The sequence below is a fragment of the Streptomyces sp. NBC_01283 genome (assembly GCF_041435335.1).
In the GTDB taxonomy this organism is placed as follows: Bacteria; Actinomycetota; Actinomycetes; order Streptomycetales; family Streptomycetaceae; genus Streptomyces.
Map to the genome: position 1 here is coordinate 9,019,650 of NZ_CP108430.1, position 14,752 is coordinate 9,034,401.

General features: G+C 68.4%; 16 protein-coding genes. 6 read left to right on the plus strand and 10 right to left on the minus strand.

What is annotated here, in order from left to right; genetic code table 11:
• The first annotated feature begins 5 nt into the window (after positions 1-5).
• Positions 6-1,376, plus strand: coding sequence for a cellulose binding domain-containing protein (locus OG302_RS40755; RefSeq protein ID WP_371750382.1), 1,371 nt, complete (start codon positions 6-8; stop codon positions 1,374-1,376).
• A 170-nt stretch (positions 1,377-1,546) separates the two neighbouring features.
• On the opposite strand, the gene OG302_RS40760 is transcribed toward OG302_RS40755, so the two are convergent.
• The 10 genes from OG302_RS40760 to OG302_RS40805 form a co-directional block, all read right to left on the minus strand.
• A complete protein-coding gene (locus tag OG302_RS40760; protein ID WP_371749790.1) occupies positions 1,547-2,485 on the minus strand; it encodes an endo-beta-N-acetylglucosaminidase H in 939 nt (312 codons plus the stop codon).
• A gap of 265 nt (positions 2,486-2,750) precedes the next feature.
• Positions 2,751-3,116: a hypothetical protein gene (locus OG302_RS40765; RefSeq protein WP_371749791.1), complete on the minus strand. Its 366-nt coding sequence runs from the start codon at positions 3,114-3,116 to the stop codon at positions 2,751-2,753.
• Between the two features lie 240 nt (positions 3,117-3,356).
• Complete coding sequence (locus OG302_RS40770; RefSeq protein WP_371749792.1) at positions 3,357-4,310, minus strand: YihY/virulence factor BrkB family protein; 954 nt, start codon at positions 4,308-4,310, stop codon at positions 3,357-3,359.
• Between the two features lie 145 nt (positions 4,311-4,455).
• On the minus strand, positions 4,456-4,917 hold the full coding sequence (locus OG302_RS40775) for a polyketide cyclase (protein WP_371749793.1): 462 nt from the start codon (positions 4,915-4,917) through the stop codon (positions 4,456-4,458).
• A 122-nt stretch (positions 4,918-5,039) separates the two neighbouring features.
• Complete coding sequence (locus OG302_RS40780) at positions 5,040-5,945, minus strand: ABC transporter ATP-binding protein (RefSeq protein WP_371749794.1); 906 nt, start codon at positions 5,943-5,945, stop codon at positions 5,040-5,042.
• Positions 5,942-6,700, minus strand: a complete 759-nt coding sequence (locus tag OG302_RS40785) for an ABC transporter ATP-binding protein (protein ID WP_371749795.1) — start codon at positions 6,698-6,700, stop codon at positions 5,942-5,944. Before OG302_RS40785 ends, OG302_RS40780 begins: the two co-directional genes overlap by 4 nt.
• Positions 6,697-7,593, minus strand: coding sequence for an ABC transporter permease (locus OG302_RS40790; protein ID WP_371749796.1), 897 nt, complete (start codon positions 7,591-7,593; stop codon positions 6,697-6,699). Before OG302_RS40790 ends, OG302_RS40785 begins: the two co-directional genes overlap by 4 nt.
• Positions 7,590-8,645: an ABC transporter permease gene (locus OG302_RS40795; protein ID WP_371749797.1), complete on the minus strand. Its 1,056-nt coding sequence runs from the start codon at positions 8,643-8,645 to the stop codon at positions 7,590-7,592. Before OG302_RS40795 ends, OG302_RS40790 begins: the two co-directional genes overlap by 4 nt.
• Before the next feature lies 1 nt (position 8,646).
• Positions 8,647-10,215, minus strand: coding sequence for an ABC transporter substrate-binding protein (locus OG302_RS40800; protein ID WP_371749798.1), 1,569 nt, complete (start codon positions 10,213-10,215; stop codon positions 8,647-8,649).
• Positions 10,212-10,361: a hypothetical protein gene (locus OG302_RS40805; RefSeq protein ID WP_371749799.1), complete on the minus strand. Its 150-nt coding sequence runs from the start codon at positions 10,359-10,361 to the stop codon at positions 10,212-10,214. Before OG302_RS40805 ends, OG302_RS40800 begins: the two co-directional genes overlap by 4 nt.
• Positions 10,362-10,610: 249 nt before the next feature.
• Between OG302_RS40805 and OG302_RS40810 the strand changes: the two genes are divergently transcribed.
• The 5 genes from OG302_RS40810 (at position 10,611) to OG302_RS40830 (ending at position 14,734) form a co-directional block, all read left to right on the plus strand.
• The gene (locus OG302_RS40810; RefSeq protein WP_371749800.1) at positions 10,611-11,858 is read left to right on the plus strand and encodes a serine hydrolase domain-containing protein; all 1,248 of its coding nucleotides are present in this window, start codon (positions 10,611-10,613) and stop codon (positions 11,856-11,858) included.
• A 166-nt stretch (positions 11,859-12,024) separates the two neighbouring features.
• Positions 12,025-12,219, plus strand: a complete 195-nt coding sequence (locus OG302_RS40815) for a hypothetical protein (protein WP_371749801.1) — start codon at positions 12,025-12,027, stop codon at positions 12,217-12,219.
• The gene (locus OG302_RS40820; protein WP_371749802.1) at positions 12,216-13,055 is read left to right on the plus strand and encodes a GNAT family N-acetyltransferase; all 840 of its coding nucleotides are present in this window, start codon (positions 12,216-12,218) and stop codon (positions 13,053-13,055) included. The genes OG302_RS40815 and OG302_RS40820 overlap by 4 nt, the downstream gene beginning before the upstream one ends.
• Positions 13,056-13,192: 137 nt before the next feature.
• Positions 13,193-13,603 (plus strand): SRPBCC family protein, encoded by a 411-nt coding sequence (locus tag OG302_RS40825; RefSeq protein WP_371749803.1) that lies wholly within the window; start codon positions 13,193-13,195, stop codon positions 13,601-13,603.
• Positions 13,604-13,717: 114 nt separating this feature from the next.
• Complete coding sequence (locus OG302_RS40830) at positions 13,718-14,734, plus strand: bile acid:sodium symporter family protein (protein WP_371749804.1); 1,017 nt, start codon at positions 13,718-13,720, stop codon at positions 14,732-14,734.
• The last annotated feature ends 18 nt before the right edge of the window (positions 14,735-14,752 follow it).

Consider the following 14,752-nt stretch of genomic DNA (forward strand, 5'->3'; position numbering starts at 1 on the left):
CCCTGATGGGCTGCACCAGCCTGGCCGCGCTGCCCGCCACCGAGGCCGGCGCCGCCGCGGGTAGCGTGTCGGTGCAGCACCACACCGGCTCCACCGGCAGCGACCAGGCCGAACCGTGGCTGAAGGTGAAGAACACCGGCACGTCCTCCGTGGCACTGAGCGGCGTGAAGCTGCGCTACTACTTCAAGGCCGACTCGGCGAGCGCCACCTACCGCTTCGCCTGTTCATGGGCCGTGAAGGGCTGCGGCAACATCACCGGTACCTTCGGCACGCTCGCCCACCCGACCGCCAACGCCGACCGCTACCTGGAGATCGGCTTCACCTCGGGCGCCGGTTCCCTCCCCGCCGGAGCCGACAGCGGCGACCTCCAGCTCCGCTTCTACCGCTCCGACTGGCAGTCCCTGAACCAGCGGGACGACTACTCCTTCAGCGCCGCGCAGAGCTCCTACGCGAACTGGTCGAAGGTCACCGCCCAACTGGACGGAGCGACGGTCTGGGGCACCGCCCCCGAGGGCAACGACCCCACAGATCCGACCGATCCCACCGACCCGACCGATCCGCCAGGCCCCGGCGGGACCCTCTTCGACGACTTCACCTACACCAAGTACGACGACCCGGCCATCTCCGCACACGGCTGGAACGTGCGCTCCAACTCCGGCGGTCCCGGAGTGCCGGGTGCGACCTGGGCGCCGCAGAACGTGACGTTCTCCTCCTCCGGCGGTAACTCCGTGATGAACCTGGAGACGTCGACAGCGGGCACGGGCGAGAGCACCAAGCAGACCGAAGTGCTCACCAAGGCCCTGAAGTTCAAGAACGGGACGTACGCGGCGCGCGTGAAGTTCAGCGACGCCCCGAAGAGCGGACCGGACGGGGACCACCTGGTGCAGACGTTCTTCACCATCAACGACCTCAAGGCGCCGATGGCGGACGACTACGCCGAGTACGACTTCGAGTACCTGCCCAACGGCGGCTGGGGCGAGCCGTCGAACATCCTCTACACGACGTCCTGGGAGACCTACAACCCAGACCCCTGGCAGGCTGTCAACCAGCACACCGAGAGCCGGCAGAGCTACGCGGGATGGCACGACCTGATCGTCACGATCGACAACAACTCCATCCGCTACTACGTCGACGGGCAGCAGTTCGGCACGCACGACGCCGCATATCTGCCGGAGCGGCCCATGTCGATCAACTTCAACCAGTGGCTGATCGACCTCGCCGGACAGACCAGCACCAGCCCGCGCGCGTACGACCAGCAGGTGGACTACGTCCTGCACGTCAAGGACCAGGTCCTGACCCCCGCGCAGGTTGCCGCCAAGCTGGCCGCGTACCGCAGCGCGGGCACCGCCTTCGAGGACACGGTGCCGTCCTCGTGAAGTGAAAGCAGGTCATCGACAGCCGGTGCCCGCACATCTGCGTCATGGTGCGGGCACCCGCGCGACCGCGCCTCCGACATCGTTGTCGAAGGCGCGGCCTGCACGGTTCGCGGCCCTACGGGATGCGGCAGACCCCGGGGGAACGGCGTGCGACGGGACCTACCGCTGCCTTACGGCGTGTAGACGGCGCCACTGCCGTACAGCTCCCTGGTGAACGCGGAGACGTCGGCGCTGCGATCGGTGCCGTCGAGGTTGTACGTCAGATAGACGCCGTATCCCTCGCTGACGGTACGACGGGCGAGGCTGGCGGACGTGCTCTGCGAGGTCCCGCCGATCTCGACGGCCGCCGGCGACAGCTTCGACTTGGGCAGTGCGATGCGGGGGACCTGCCAGGTGCCGTAGTACGGGTTCCAGGCGTAGTTGAACTTGGAGGAGATGTCGACGCCGCCGTAGGAAAGGCGTGACGCGGCCGGGCCGATGTTGTAGAGGCTGATGATCTTGTTCGGCATGTTCGCGCGCAGTGCCGTCACCAGGTACACGAACGAGCTGGCGTTGGGCTGGCCGGTGCCGTTGTTGCCGTACTCGGCGTATTCGTCGTCGAAGTCGATGCCGTCGAGTCCGTACTTGGTCACGGTGTCCGACAGCTGCTTCGCGAACGCCGCGGACGCCTGCTGGGACGGGAAGTTGGCGAACCCGGCGCCCTGGTGGTTGCCGAGCACCGAGAGGACGACCTTGATGCCCTTCTGCTGCAAGGGCCGTATCTCCGTGACAGCGTTGTCGAGGACGCGCTGCACGTTCTCGTTGAAGTGCAGATACGCCGCCTTCTTGCTCGTGTCGTAGTTGATGTTCGCCGCGAAGATCACCGCGACGTCGAAGACGTTGCCACCGCCGTTGGCGAGGGTGTACTTGCCGACATTCCGCATGCTGTTGTTGTTCACCTCGACGTACGCCACCGAGGTTGGCCCCTGTTTCGCGGCGGGAGCGGGAGCGGGGGTGGCAGCGGGGGCCGCTGCCGCGCCGGTCGTGGCGGTCGTGCCGAAGGCGAGGGCCGCGACGGCCGAGAGCGCGAGCGCGGCCACCCGCACTCTGCTCCGTACCAGAGTGAACATCGTTGATCGGTCTCCCATCGTGTGGTCGGCGCCGGGTTGTTCGGAAGCGCCGAGTGAAGCCTCCGAGTTTTCTGCGCCTGTGACTGAATCCTGAGAATCATGCGCGAACTCTTCACGGCTTACACATGCGCCTCACGACAACCTGGCGCCCGGGTCGATGGGAGGTGATGAGAGGTAGTGCCTTATACGGTTTCAGGCGTCAGGGTGGAGACGGCTGAGCCGTCTCCACCCTGACGCCTGAAGTGGTTGGTTTATGAGCAAGAAGTCAGATGCGTCCATGCGTCAGCCGAGTCAGCGGTCCGCCCTGGATCTTCGCTGTCCGGCGCCCGGCGGTGAAGGAAACACCGACCACACTGACCAGACCTGCGGCGGCACCTGCGGCAATGGCCTTGCGGTTCTTCACCAGCGTCCAGCCGGCGACTGCCGTCGAGGTGACCTTGCCGGTGGCCGATGCGACTGTCTTGCTGCCAGTCTCGATGCCCGCGGCTGCCACCTGCTTCGCACGCTGCGTCGCGTGGCCGAGTGCATGCGCACCAGAGCTGGCGGCGTCGGCGGCCTCCCCGGCGGACCCCTTCGCCTTCTCGGCAGCCTCAGCGGATTCCTGCTTGGCCTTCTGTGCGGTGGTGTTCACCTTGCGCGCCCCTGTACTCGTAGTGGACCGCCCCTTGGCGGCCGTGGTCCTCGTGCTGTGCCGAGAGTTTCCGGCGCCGTCATCAGATCTTCTTCTCTCTTCAGCCATGCAGTCCGTGTTGCCACTCAACGCCTCGTGAAACTTGTAGTGTTCGGCTCCGCTTCGTCGACCGGCAGCAGGGACCCGAGTGGCGTCAGGTGCGCTGGGCCTTCACGGGGAGGAAGTGGCCCTGATGTGGTGTCACACCCCTGGATCCGCCTCGACCGGCCCGGGCTTCAGGGCCCGCGCCGCCTCCAGCTGGGCCGCGAAGGACAGACCCAGGAACAGGGCGATCGAGGTCAGATAGGCCCACAGCAGCAAGGACATGAAGGCGCTGAGCGGGCCGTAGACAGTGTCGAAGGAGCCGCTGACCGAGAGGTACAGGCTCAGGAGGCCGGTCAGGCCCGTCCACAGGATGAGGTAGACCGCCGCACCGAAAGCCAGCCATGTGTAACCGGGCTGGCGCCGTCGGGGCGCGCGCCGGAAGATGATGCTCGCCGAGACGAGTGCCAGCACGAAGCCCAAAGGCCAGCGAACCACCCCGAACACGGTGCTCACCTGGTGCCCGACGCCGAAGACCGTCACCGCCGCTGCCGCCAAGTCACGGCCCGCCACCATGATGACGAAGCCCAGTCCCAGGGGCAGGCCCGCGGTGACGGCCATGGCCAGGCCACGCAGGTACTTCCGGTGGAAGGGGCGGTCACGTTCGTTGCCGTAGATCCGGTTGGCGCCGCGTTCGATCTGGCACATCGCCGTCGTGACGTTGGCCAGCGAGAAGGCGAGGCCGAACCAGAGAGCGACCTGCGTGCCACCGCCCGCTGTCCGGCGGCTGCGGGTCAGCGCCTCGTCGACGACATCCGCGCTCGGCCCTCGTGCCATACGGTGGATGACCACCTCCGCGAAACGGCCGACGTCCTGCGTGTGCAGCACGCTCGACAGGCCGACGAACACGATCGCGAGCGGGATGACCGCGAGGACCGTCTGCAGGGCCAGCGCCCGAGAGTGGCTGAACCCGTCGGCGTAGCGGAACCGCATGAAGGCGTCGCGCAGCAGCCGCCAGCCTCCGTAGTGACGCAACGCCACGAAACCCTCATCGCCGGAGAGCTCCTCGCCCTTCATGTCCCGCGTCTGTGGAACCGTCGTCGCCGTGCCCATACCCCGCCCCGATCCGTCGGCTGTACGCAGACAGAACGTTCCTGCGTGTCAGTACCCCGTGCCCAGGGTGCCGGTACGCAATCCGGCGGTGGGTGACGCGATGGGGGCGGGAACGGTCGAGGAAGTAGGACGCCGAGTGTTTTCGCTACTCGACGTTCCGCGCCAGAATCCCGAGGGTCGCGCGAAGGGCCGCCTCGGGGATCACGGGGAAGATGCCCGCGTCCCGGTACCGTTCCTCGACCTCGCTCCAGTCGTAGTACGACGTGGCCAGAGTGCCGCCCTCGCGGGCCTGGAGCCGGTATCCGTAGAGGTGTCGGATGGGAGGCTGCACCTGGCCGGAGATCGTCCATTCGATCAGGGCGTCCTGCTCAAACTTCGTGATGATCACGGTGACGTCGTACTTGCCCATCGGGTAGTCGTTCAACGCCTCACGGTCCATGTGGACGACAAATGTGTCGCCGACCCCGCGGGCAGGCTTGCCCTCGGCGGACTGCAGCATTCCTGAGCTGTCGATGGCCACATGTCCGGCCGGGTCGCACAGCAAGGCGAAGATTTTGTCCGGGGACGCGGCAATCTGGCGCTGCACTTCGAATCGCTCTGTTGTCATGTGATCCACCCTTGCACGATCACGGAACCCGGGGCCAGCAGAAGTCGGTGCGCGCGCTGGCGGGAGTATCGGCGGCGAGGAGAGCTTGACCCGCCGCTTGACCGCCCGCCGAGCGGCCCGGTTCACGAGGCGGCATGCAGCCAGCACGCGGCCGGGCCGAAGTCAGGCTCCCGCACCCGGCAGATGTCCATCGCGTGCGGGCAGCGGGGGTGGAAGCGGCACCCCGGAGGCGGGTCGGCCGGGTCGGGGACGTCGCCTGCGAGCTCGGCCGGCAGGGTCCCGAGGCCATCGGGGTGCGGAATGGCGCGCAAAAGGGCCTGAGTGTAGGGGTGTTGGGGGGAGTTCCAGACGGAGGCGGTCTCGCCGACCTCGACGATCCTGCCGAGGTACATGACCGCGATCCGGTCGGCTATCAACCGGACCACTGACAGGTCATGGCTGATGAAGAGCAGGCCGGCGCCCGCCTCCACGGCCAGGTCGCGCATGAGAGCGGCGACCTGGGACTGGGCGGAGGCGTCGAGGGCGGAGATGGGTTCGTCGCCGATGAGCAGGCGGGGGCGGGCGGCCAGGGCACGGGCGATGGCGACGCGCTGGCGTTGCCCGCCGGAGAGCTCGTGCGGATGGCGGGTGGCGAACGAGCGGGGCAGGCCGACGCGTTCGAGCAGGTCGGCCGGGGTGTCGGAGTCGCCGCGGACGCGCAGGCCGTCGGCGATCTGGTCTCCGGCACGGCGCCGCGGGTTCAGGGAGGCGTAGGGATCCTGGAAGACCATCTGGATGCCGGTCAGCTCCCTGCGCCGCAGGCCGAGCGGGGTGACCGGCCGGCCGTCGAACGTGATGGAGCCGCCCGCCGCCGCGTGCAGCCCGCAGACGGCGCGGGCCAGCGTCGACTTGCCGCACCCCGACTCGCCCACCAGGCCCACGACTTCGCCCTTGGCGACCGTGAGGCCGGCCCCGGCGACGGCTCGGACGGCGGGCCGGCCGGGGGAGCGGTGCTCGACGACGAGGTCGGTGATGCTGAGCAGGGTCACGGCAGGGCCTCCAGCAGGGAGCGGGTGTAGGGGTGCGAGGGCTTGCGCAGTACGGAGTCCCGCGGGCCCGATTCCACGACGAGGCCGTCACGCAGCACGCTCACCTCGTCTGCGATCGCCGACATGACGCCGAGGTCGTGGGTGATGAGCAGGACGGCTAGGCCGAGTTCGTCGCACAGACCGCGCAGCAGTCGCAGGATCCCGGCCTGCACGGTCACGTCGAGGGCGGTGGTGGGCTCGTCGGCGATGAGTACCTGCGGATCGCAGGCCAGCGCCACCGCGACGGCGATGCGCTGGCGCATGCCGCCCGAGAACTGGTGCGGGTAGCGCGTGAACGCCTGCTCGGGGGCGGGGATGCGGACCTTGGCGAGGAGCTCCATGGCGCGCTCGCGAGCTTCGGCCCGGCCGATGCCCAGGTGCAGGCGCATGTGCTCGGTCAGTTGCCTGCCCACGCTCAGCATGGGGTGCAGGCTGGTGGACGGATCCTGGAAGACCATCGCGATGTCGTTGCCGCGTACCCGGTTGAGCTCCTTGTCCGGGAGCCCGAGCAGGTCGCGCCCCGCAAGCTCGATCCGGCCGCTCGCCCTAGCCCCGGGCGGCAGGAGTCCCAGCACGGCGAAGCCCGTCATGGTCTTGCCCGACCCGCTCTCGCCCGCAAGGCCGTGCACCTTTCCCTTGTGCAGGGCGAGGTCGACACCGGACAGGATCTGTGTCCCACGGATCGTCACCCGCAGCTCGGTGATCGTGAGGGTCACAGGGCACGCTCCTTGACCTTGCGGGCAGTTCGGGGGTCCAGGGCGTCGCGCAGCGTGTCACCGAGGAAGTTGAACGCGAGGACCACCGTCAGGATCGCGAGGCCCGGGAACGTTGCCACCCACCAGCTATCGAACACCTCCACGCCCGACGCCACCATCGCCCCCCATTCCGCGGACGGCGGCTTGGCGCCCAGGCCGAGGAACGACAGACCGGAGAGCAGCAGCAGCGCCGTACCGATGTCGAGCGTGGCGAGCACCAGGACCGGTCCGACCACGTTGGGCAGTACGTCCACCCGCAGCGAGCGCCACACCGAGAAGCCGAGCAGCCGCCCGCTGAGCACGTACTCCTGCTCGCGCACGGCAAGCACCAGGCCGCGGCTGACGCGTGCGTACGTCGCCCAGGCCACGACGAGCACGGCAAGGACCGCGTTGGTGAGGCTGGCGCCGAGCGCGGCCGCCACCACCATGGCCAGGATGATCGTCGGGAAGGCGAAGACGAGGTCGGCAAGGCGCATGATCGCTTCGTCCGCCCACCTGCCGAAATAGCCGGCGACGGCACCGAGGAACCCGCCGATCAGGACGGAGAGGGCGACCAGGAGCAGGGTGAGCGTGATCGACACGCGTGCGCCGTACAGGACCCGGCTGAGGATGTCGCGGCCGAGCTGGTCGGTGCCGAACCAGTGCCCGGGGCCCGGTCCGGTGAGGCGGGGCAGCTCCTGGGCGAGGGGGTCGTGCGGTGCGAGGAGGGGCGCGGCGGCGGCGATCACCAGCCAGGCGAGCACCACCGCGGCTCCTATGACGGCCTGCGGTCGCCGCCACGCGTCGGGCAGTCGCCTGAGGGTGCTCAGTACAGCGGTCGGTACGGCAGTCAGTACAGCGGTCGGTCGGCTCATCGCAGCCTCACCCGGGGGTCGATCACGCCGTACAGGACGTCCACGATCAGGTTGATGGCCAGGTAGACGCCGCTCACCACCAGGCCGACGCCCATGATGGCCGGCAGGTCCAGGGCGGTGGCGCTCTTGTAGGCGTACTGGCCGACCCCCTGCCAGGCGAAGATCGCCTCGACCAGGACGGTGCCCGACAGGAGGCTGCCGAACGCGAGGCCCGCCACCGTGATGATCGGCACCAGCGCGGAGCGCAGTACGTACCGGAAGAGGATCACCCGCCCCGGCAGCCCCTTGGCCCGGCCCGCACGCACGTAGTCCTGGCCGAGCACCTCCAGGACGGCGCTGCGGGTGAAGCGGGTCAGCAGCCCGATGGTGTAGAGCGAGAGCACCAGTGCGGGCATGATCAGGTGGCCGAGTGCGCTGCCGAAGATGTCCCATCGGCCGGACAGGGCGGCGTCCAGCGTATGCAGGCCGGTGAGGTGTTGCGGGGCGCCGAGAGCGGGATCGACGCGGCCGCTGCCGGGGGTGAGCCGCAGACGGTAGAAGAAGACGTAGAACGCGAGGAGTGCCAGCCAGAAGGTCGGTACCGAGACGCCGATCAGGCTCAGCATCCGCAGGACGTGATCCGCCGTGCGGTCCCGGCGCAGCGCCGCGATCAGGCCGAAGGCCACGCCGAGCACCAGCGACACCATGATGGCCGCGCCTGCCAGCTCCAGCGTCGCGGGCACGAACTCCGCGAGGTCCTCGCTGACCGGTCGGTGGGACTGCTGACTCGTGCCCAGGTCGCCGTGGAGCAGCCCCTGAAGGAACAGCAAGTACTGCTGCGGGAGTGACTTGTCGAGTCCGTGGTCGGCCCGCCACTGCGCCACGGCTGTCGGGTCGCCGAGCGCCTGCTGCCCCAGATTCGCGGCGGCCGGGTCGCCCGGAACCATGTTCGTCAGCACGAACGTCACGAGCGTGATGCCCCAGGCGAGCAGGAGCGCGATGAGGATCCTGCGGACGAGGAACCTGGCGAGCGGCCGGTTTCGGCGCCGCACGCGATCGTGAAGGGTGGTCATGTCACTTCACGCCCAGGTCGGCGACGTCGACGGTCCACACCGGGTGGTACTTGAGACCGGTCACCGAGGTGGCCGTCACGATGTTCTGGCTGGGCTGAAGGAGCGGGACGTACGGGCCCGATGCGTTCAGCTTGTTCTGTACGTCGGCGTAGGCCTTCTCGCGCGCGTCATCGCCGATCTCGGTGGCCGCCTTCTCGCCGGCTGCCTCAAGCTTCTTGTCCGCACCCGCCTTCCAGCCGAGGCGCAGACCCACGAGCTTGCCGGGCAGGAACACCAGGTAGCCGCTGGGGTCCGGGTGATCGGGCCCCCAGTACCAAAGGCCCATCTCCTCCTTGCCGTTGCGGTAGTTGTCCGCCGCGGTGGAGAGGGGAGCGGGCGCGAGGTCGACGGTGATGCCGACCTCCTTGAGGTTGGCCTGGACGCGCTCGGCCAGTGGCTTGAGGGACAGGCCGTTGACGGTGAGTTCGCTCGGATACTCCAGCTTGACCGTCGGGTTCTTCAGCCCGCTCGCCGCAAGCGCCGCCTTGGCGCCCGCCACGTCCCGCTCGGGTGCCTGCTCCGGCGGGAATGCGCCGAGCAGTTGCGACGGGATGATGCCCGGCGCCTGCTCCGATCCCTCACCGGCCAGTTCGAGGAGCCCCTGGTAGTCGACGCCCTTGCGTACCGCTTCGACGAACTTCGGATTCGAGGTCGTCTTGCTGATCGCCTTGTTCCGCGTGGCGAGCAGGAAGATCACGTTGGCCGACGCGGTCCGCGTCACCCGCAGATTGGCGGGCATGCTCTTGGCCTGGTCGCCGGAGAGGTTCAGGGCCACCTGGCTGTCACCGCGCTGCACGTTGAGCTTCTGCGTCGCTGCTTCGACGTTGCGTATGACGACCTTGTCGTACGCGGGTGGGGAGCCGTAGTACTTCTTGTTGGCCCGCAGCACCACCTGGTTGCTGACGTTGAAGGAGTCGATCACGTACGGGCCCGACCCGGCCGACGCGGAGTTGAGGTACTGCTCCGCCTTGTCCTTGGCATCGGTCGTCGCGCCGTGCGCCTGGGCGACCTTGCTGTTGAGGATCCCGAGCACGGGGTTGGGCAGGATGTACGGCAGTGCGGGGTTGGGCTTCTTCGACGTCAGCGTGACGGTGGAATCATCGGTCTTGGCCACCTTCACCCCGTCGAGGAGGAACGACGGGTTGCCCTTCATGTCGCGCAAGCGGGTCAGCGAGAAGACCACGTCGTCGGCGGTGAGCGGGGAGCCGTCGCTGAACTTGGCCCCCGAACGGAGCTTGAGTGTCAGGACCTTGCCGTCGTCCGAGAGCTTGAACGACCTGGCCAGAGCCGGTACCGGCTTCGTCACATCGCCGCCCTCGAAGGTGAGCAGCGTGTCGTACACCGCCTTCCCGATGAAGAGGCCGGTCGCCTCGTACATCCGTCCCGGGTCGGCCGTCTTGAGGTCGAAGGACGTGTCGATGACCAGAGTCCGGTCACCGGCGGCCGGTGTGCGCGATCCGCCGCCGGAGCAGGCGGTCAGGGCGAATGCGGACGCGAGCAGCAGGGCCGTCAAATGCGTGCGGGGCGTCATGAATGGACCTCCAGGTCGTACGGCAGCGCGAGGCAGTCGAGGTCGTGGGGGTGGGGGTAGTGCAGGCAGTGCGGGTCGCGCAGGTCGTGTCGGGGTGACAGCGAACGGTAGGGCAGCTGCGGGGACGCCTCTTCGGACCGCTGCACGAACGGGAGTGCACTCGTATGTGCCGTCGGACAAAGGTCATTTGGCGGGTGCGGGTGCGGGTGCGGGTGCGGATGCGGGTGCGGATGCGGCTGTGCCCCGGTTGGTTTGTGCTGCGGCACCATTCGGTGCACGGGATTTGGGCCTGCAGCCCTTAGCCAGGGGGTGCCGGAGCTGGGGACGATGTCGGCTCCCGGGAGGCATTGCCCGGGAGTACGTATCTGCCAGCCTCGCTACGAAAGGAAGCCCCCATGTTCCGTCGTTCCAGAGCTGTCCTCATCGCGAGCATCGCGGCAATGGTCATGGCCGCTGTACCGGCTGTGTCAGTGGCCGAGTCCGCATCCGCGTCCGCGGAGCCCGCCCAGGGGAACGACGCCGTCCAGCGTGCGCTCGACCGAGCGGTGCGCGAGGGAGGGGCTCCCGGCATTCTCGCCGAGGTCCAGGACGGCAAGAGCAAGTGGTTCGGATCCGCCGGCGTCGCCGACACCGCGACCGGCCGCAAGCCACAGGCCGTGAACCGGTTCCGGATCGGCAGCACGACCAAGACGTTCACCGCCACCGTGCTGCTGCAGCTGGTGGGGGAGGGACGGCTTCGCCTCGACGACAGCGTCGAGAAGTGGCTGCCGGGCGTGGTGCAGGGCAACGGGCACGACGGCAGCAAGATCACCGTACGGCAGCTGCTCAACCACACCAGCGGCATCTTCAACTACACGAACGATCCGGAGGTCGTGGCCAAACTGGTCGGTCCGGGTTTCCTCGAGCACCGCTTCGACAGCGTCCGACCCGAGCAACTCGTCAAGACGGCGATGAGCCATGCGCCGGACTTCGCACCGGGCACCTCGTGGGCCTACTCCAACACCAACTTCATCCTCGCCGGGATGATCGCGGAGAAGGTGACGGGGCGCCCGCTCGCGAGTGAGGTGACCCGGAGGATCATCGCGCCGCTCGGCCTGGCCAACACGTATCTGCCGGGTCAGAGCACCAGCATCTACGGGCCGCACGGCAAGGCCTACTCCAAGCTCCTGCTCCCCGACCCCACGGCCCCGGTCCATGACGTGACCGAACTGAACGCCTCGTGGGCCGGCTCGGCCGGGGACATGATCTCCACGTCCGGCGACATCACCCGGTTCTACACGGCCCTGCTCAGCGGCAAGTTGCTGCGTCCCGCCGAACAGAAGGCCATGTTCACCGCCGTACCGACCGTGAACTGGATCCCGAACACCGGGTACGGCCTCGGCATGATCACCCAGAAGCTGTCATGCGGAGTGCAGGTATGGGGACACGGCGGCACGATCCACGGCTCGCTGTCGTGGTCGATGGGCCTGCGCGACGGCTCGAAGTTCGCCAGCACTCACATGAACGGTGACTGGGTCGACCAGGGCGGCATCTCGGTCGACGTGATGCAGGCGGTCTTCTGCCCCGACTCTGGCTCCGCTTCCGGTGGCGATCCCGAGGGCACGACCGCACGCCCGACGGCTCGTCCCCTGCAACTGTTCTGACCCGCCCCGCAGTGAGCCCCCGCCCCGCCTCTGCCCGGAGCATCCGGAGATCGGATCGCCCCGGGCGGAGTCGGGCGCGGGCGGCGTGCACGCAACGGCTCCCGATGCCGGCGTTCGGGAGCACCACCACTGATCACCACCACCGAGGAGTCGACGGGATGAGTTCGTGGGAGTTCCAGCGTCGCCCGCGCCACCGAACATCGGCGAGGCGACCGTGATTGAGCACATCAGGCAGGAGACAACCCTCGCCGCCGGCGACGAGCACGGCTCGCACACCTTCCGCACCCTGACCCGGTCCGAGACCTGCCGGACCACGCTACTCGCCTTTCTCGTAGGAGAGTTGATCGGAGAGCAGGCGTGAGTGAACTCATCGAGGCGTCCGTGACGGCGTCCGACCTGGCTCAGCGACGGTCCGGCGTGGTCATCAGGGAGCTGTCGCAGGAGGTGGAGTTCCGGGCCGCCTGCGTCCTGCTCGACAGAGTCTGGCGCCCTCCGGCGGGCAACCCGCTGATCACCACGGCGCTGCTGCGGGCCTTCCAGCACTCGGGCAGCTATGTGGCAGGCGCCTACGAGACCGACCGGCTGACCGGTGTGTGCGTCGGCTTCCTCGCGGAGGCCGGGCTGCACTCGCACATCGCGGGCGTCGACGCGCGGGCCCGTGGCCGGAACATCGGGTTCGCGTTGAAGGTCCACCAGCGGGCCTGGGCGCTGGAACGCTCCATCACCAAAGTGACGTGGACGTACGACCCGTTGGTCAGCCGCAACGCCTACTTCAACCTCGCCAAGCTGGGCGCGGTCGCCGGGCAGTACCTGCCGGATTTCTACGGCGTGATGGACGACGGCATGAACAAGGGCCAGGGATCCGACCGGTTACTCGTCGCCTGGCACCTGGCCGACCCGGCCGTCGCCGAGGCCTGCGTCCGACCGCGGGACCAGGCGGCTGTACCTCCGGATGCTGCGTTAGGCCTTGATGCGGATGCCGAGGGGCTGCCGGTGCTTGGTTCCCTCGGCGGCCCCTGCGTCACCGTAAAAATCCCCTCCGACATCGAGGCACTGCGCGGGGAGCGACCGGAGGCCGCCTACGCATGGCGGGCGGCGTTGCGCAGTACCCTCGGCGGGCTCCTCGCCGAGGGCGCGGCCGTCACCGGGTTCACCCGCGACGGCCGGTATCTCGTCGAACGCAAGGCGGAGGGATGAGGATCTGCGGCGCGACACGGCGCCGGGGCGTGGTACTTCAGGTACCGGGCGCTATGAAATCGGGCGGGCCTGGAGGGTGCACCGCACGGTCCGATTCGTTCAAGACCGCGATGGCACCGGCCGCTAACGTCATCGTCATGATCAGTACCGACAAGGAATCACGGCACCTCAGTGTCCGCATCGACCGCACCGCCGCGGACGTCTACGCCTTCGCGTCGGACCCCGCCAACCTCCCCGCCTGGGCCCACGGCCTGGGAGACAGCGTCGAACAGCGGGGAGGTGAGTGGGTAGCGGAGTCGTCCCCGATGGGTCGGGTCGTGGTCAGCTTCGTGCCCCGCAACGACCTGGGCGTGCTCGACCACAATGTGACACTGCCGTCGGGGCAGACGGTGTACAACCCGGTCCGCGTGATCGCTGATGGCAAGGCGTGCGAGGTGGTGTTCACCATCCGCCGGCAGCCGGAGGCGAGCGACGCGGAATTCGAGCTCGACGCAAGCACGGTCGTCGCCGACCTGACGCGGCTCAAGGGGCTGCTGGAATCCGCGTAGGACCAATGGCGCAAGGCGGCGTCTTGACCACACTGCGCACCGCGCCCGCTGCGGTGCGCGGGCACCGGCTGCACGGCCGTGGACTTTTCAAGCAGCCTCACGGAGGCTGTTCACGTGGACTCGCCGCTGACCACCTATCTGCTGCCTGCCGTCCTCGCCGTGATCATGTTCGGTCTCGGACTCGGCCTGTCCGTAGTCGACTTCCGCAGGGTCGCGGCGTACCCGCGGACTGTGGCCGTCGCGCTCACCTGCCAGCTGGTGCTGCTGCCCGCCGCCTGTCTGGGCCTGGTCATGGCCTTCGACCTGGGCCCCGCGCTGGCCGTCGGCATGATGCTGCTCGCGGCCTCTCCCGGCGGCACGATGGCCAATATCTTCAGCCATCTCTTCGGCGGTGACGTCGCCCTCAACGTCACGTTGACCGCCATCAATTCGGTGATTGCCGTCGTCACGCTGCCGATCGTCGTGAATCTCTCGCTCGATCACTTCATGACCGGAACGGACGACGCGCTAGGACTGCGCTTCGACAAGACGCTGCAGGTCTTCCTCGTCGTGCTGGTTCCGGTCGCTGCGGGAATGGGGGTCCGACACCGCAATCCAGATCTTGCGGAGCGTTCCACTCAGGTGGTCAAGGTGACGGCGGTCACCGCGCTCGTCGGCATTGTCATCGCCGCGGTCGCTGCCGAGCGGGAGAACGTGCTCGGCTATCTCGCCGACATCGGGATCGTCGTGTTCCTCTTCGGCGCGATCTCCCTGATCCTCGGCTACGGTGCGACTCGGCTGGGCCGGGGCGACCACCGCCAGTCGGTCGCCACCTGTTTCGAGATCGGCATGCACAACACCACGCTGTCGATGGCCATCGCCCTCAGTCCCTCGCTGCTGGACAGCACCCGGATGGCGATTCCCTCGGCGGTGTACGCGGTGGTGATGTTCCCCATGGCCCTGACCGCCGGCTTCCTGCTGCGTCGCATCGCCCCGAGCGAGAACGCCGCCGACGGCGCGGGGGCGCCTGCGGCGTCCGCTTCTACGGGCCGGAGGCGGGGGAAGGGGGCGGGCCCATGGCCAGCATGGAAGCGGCCCGCGCCCGGCGGAAGGAAACCTGACCCCAGCGACCGGGCCCGCCGGGAGCCTTGAGCCATGGCTTGGCCGCGC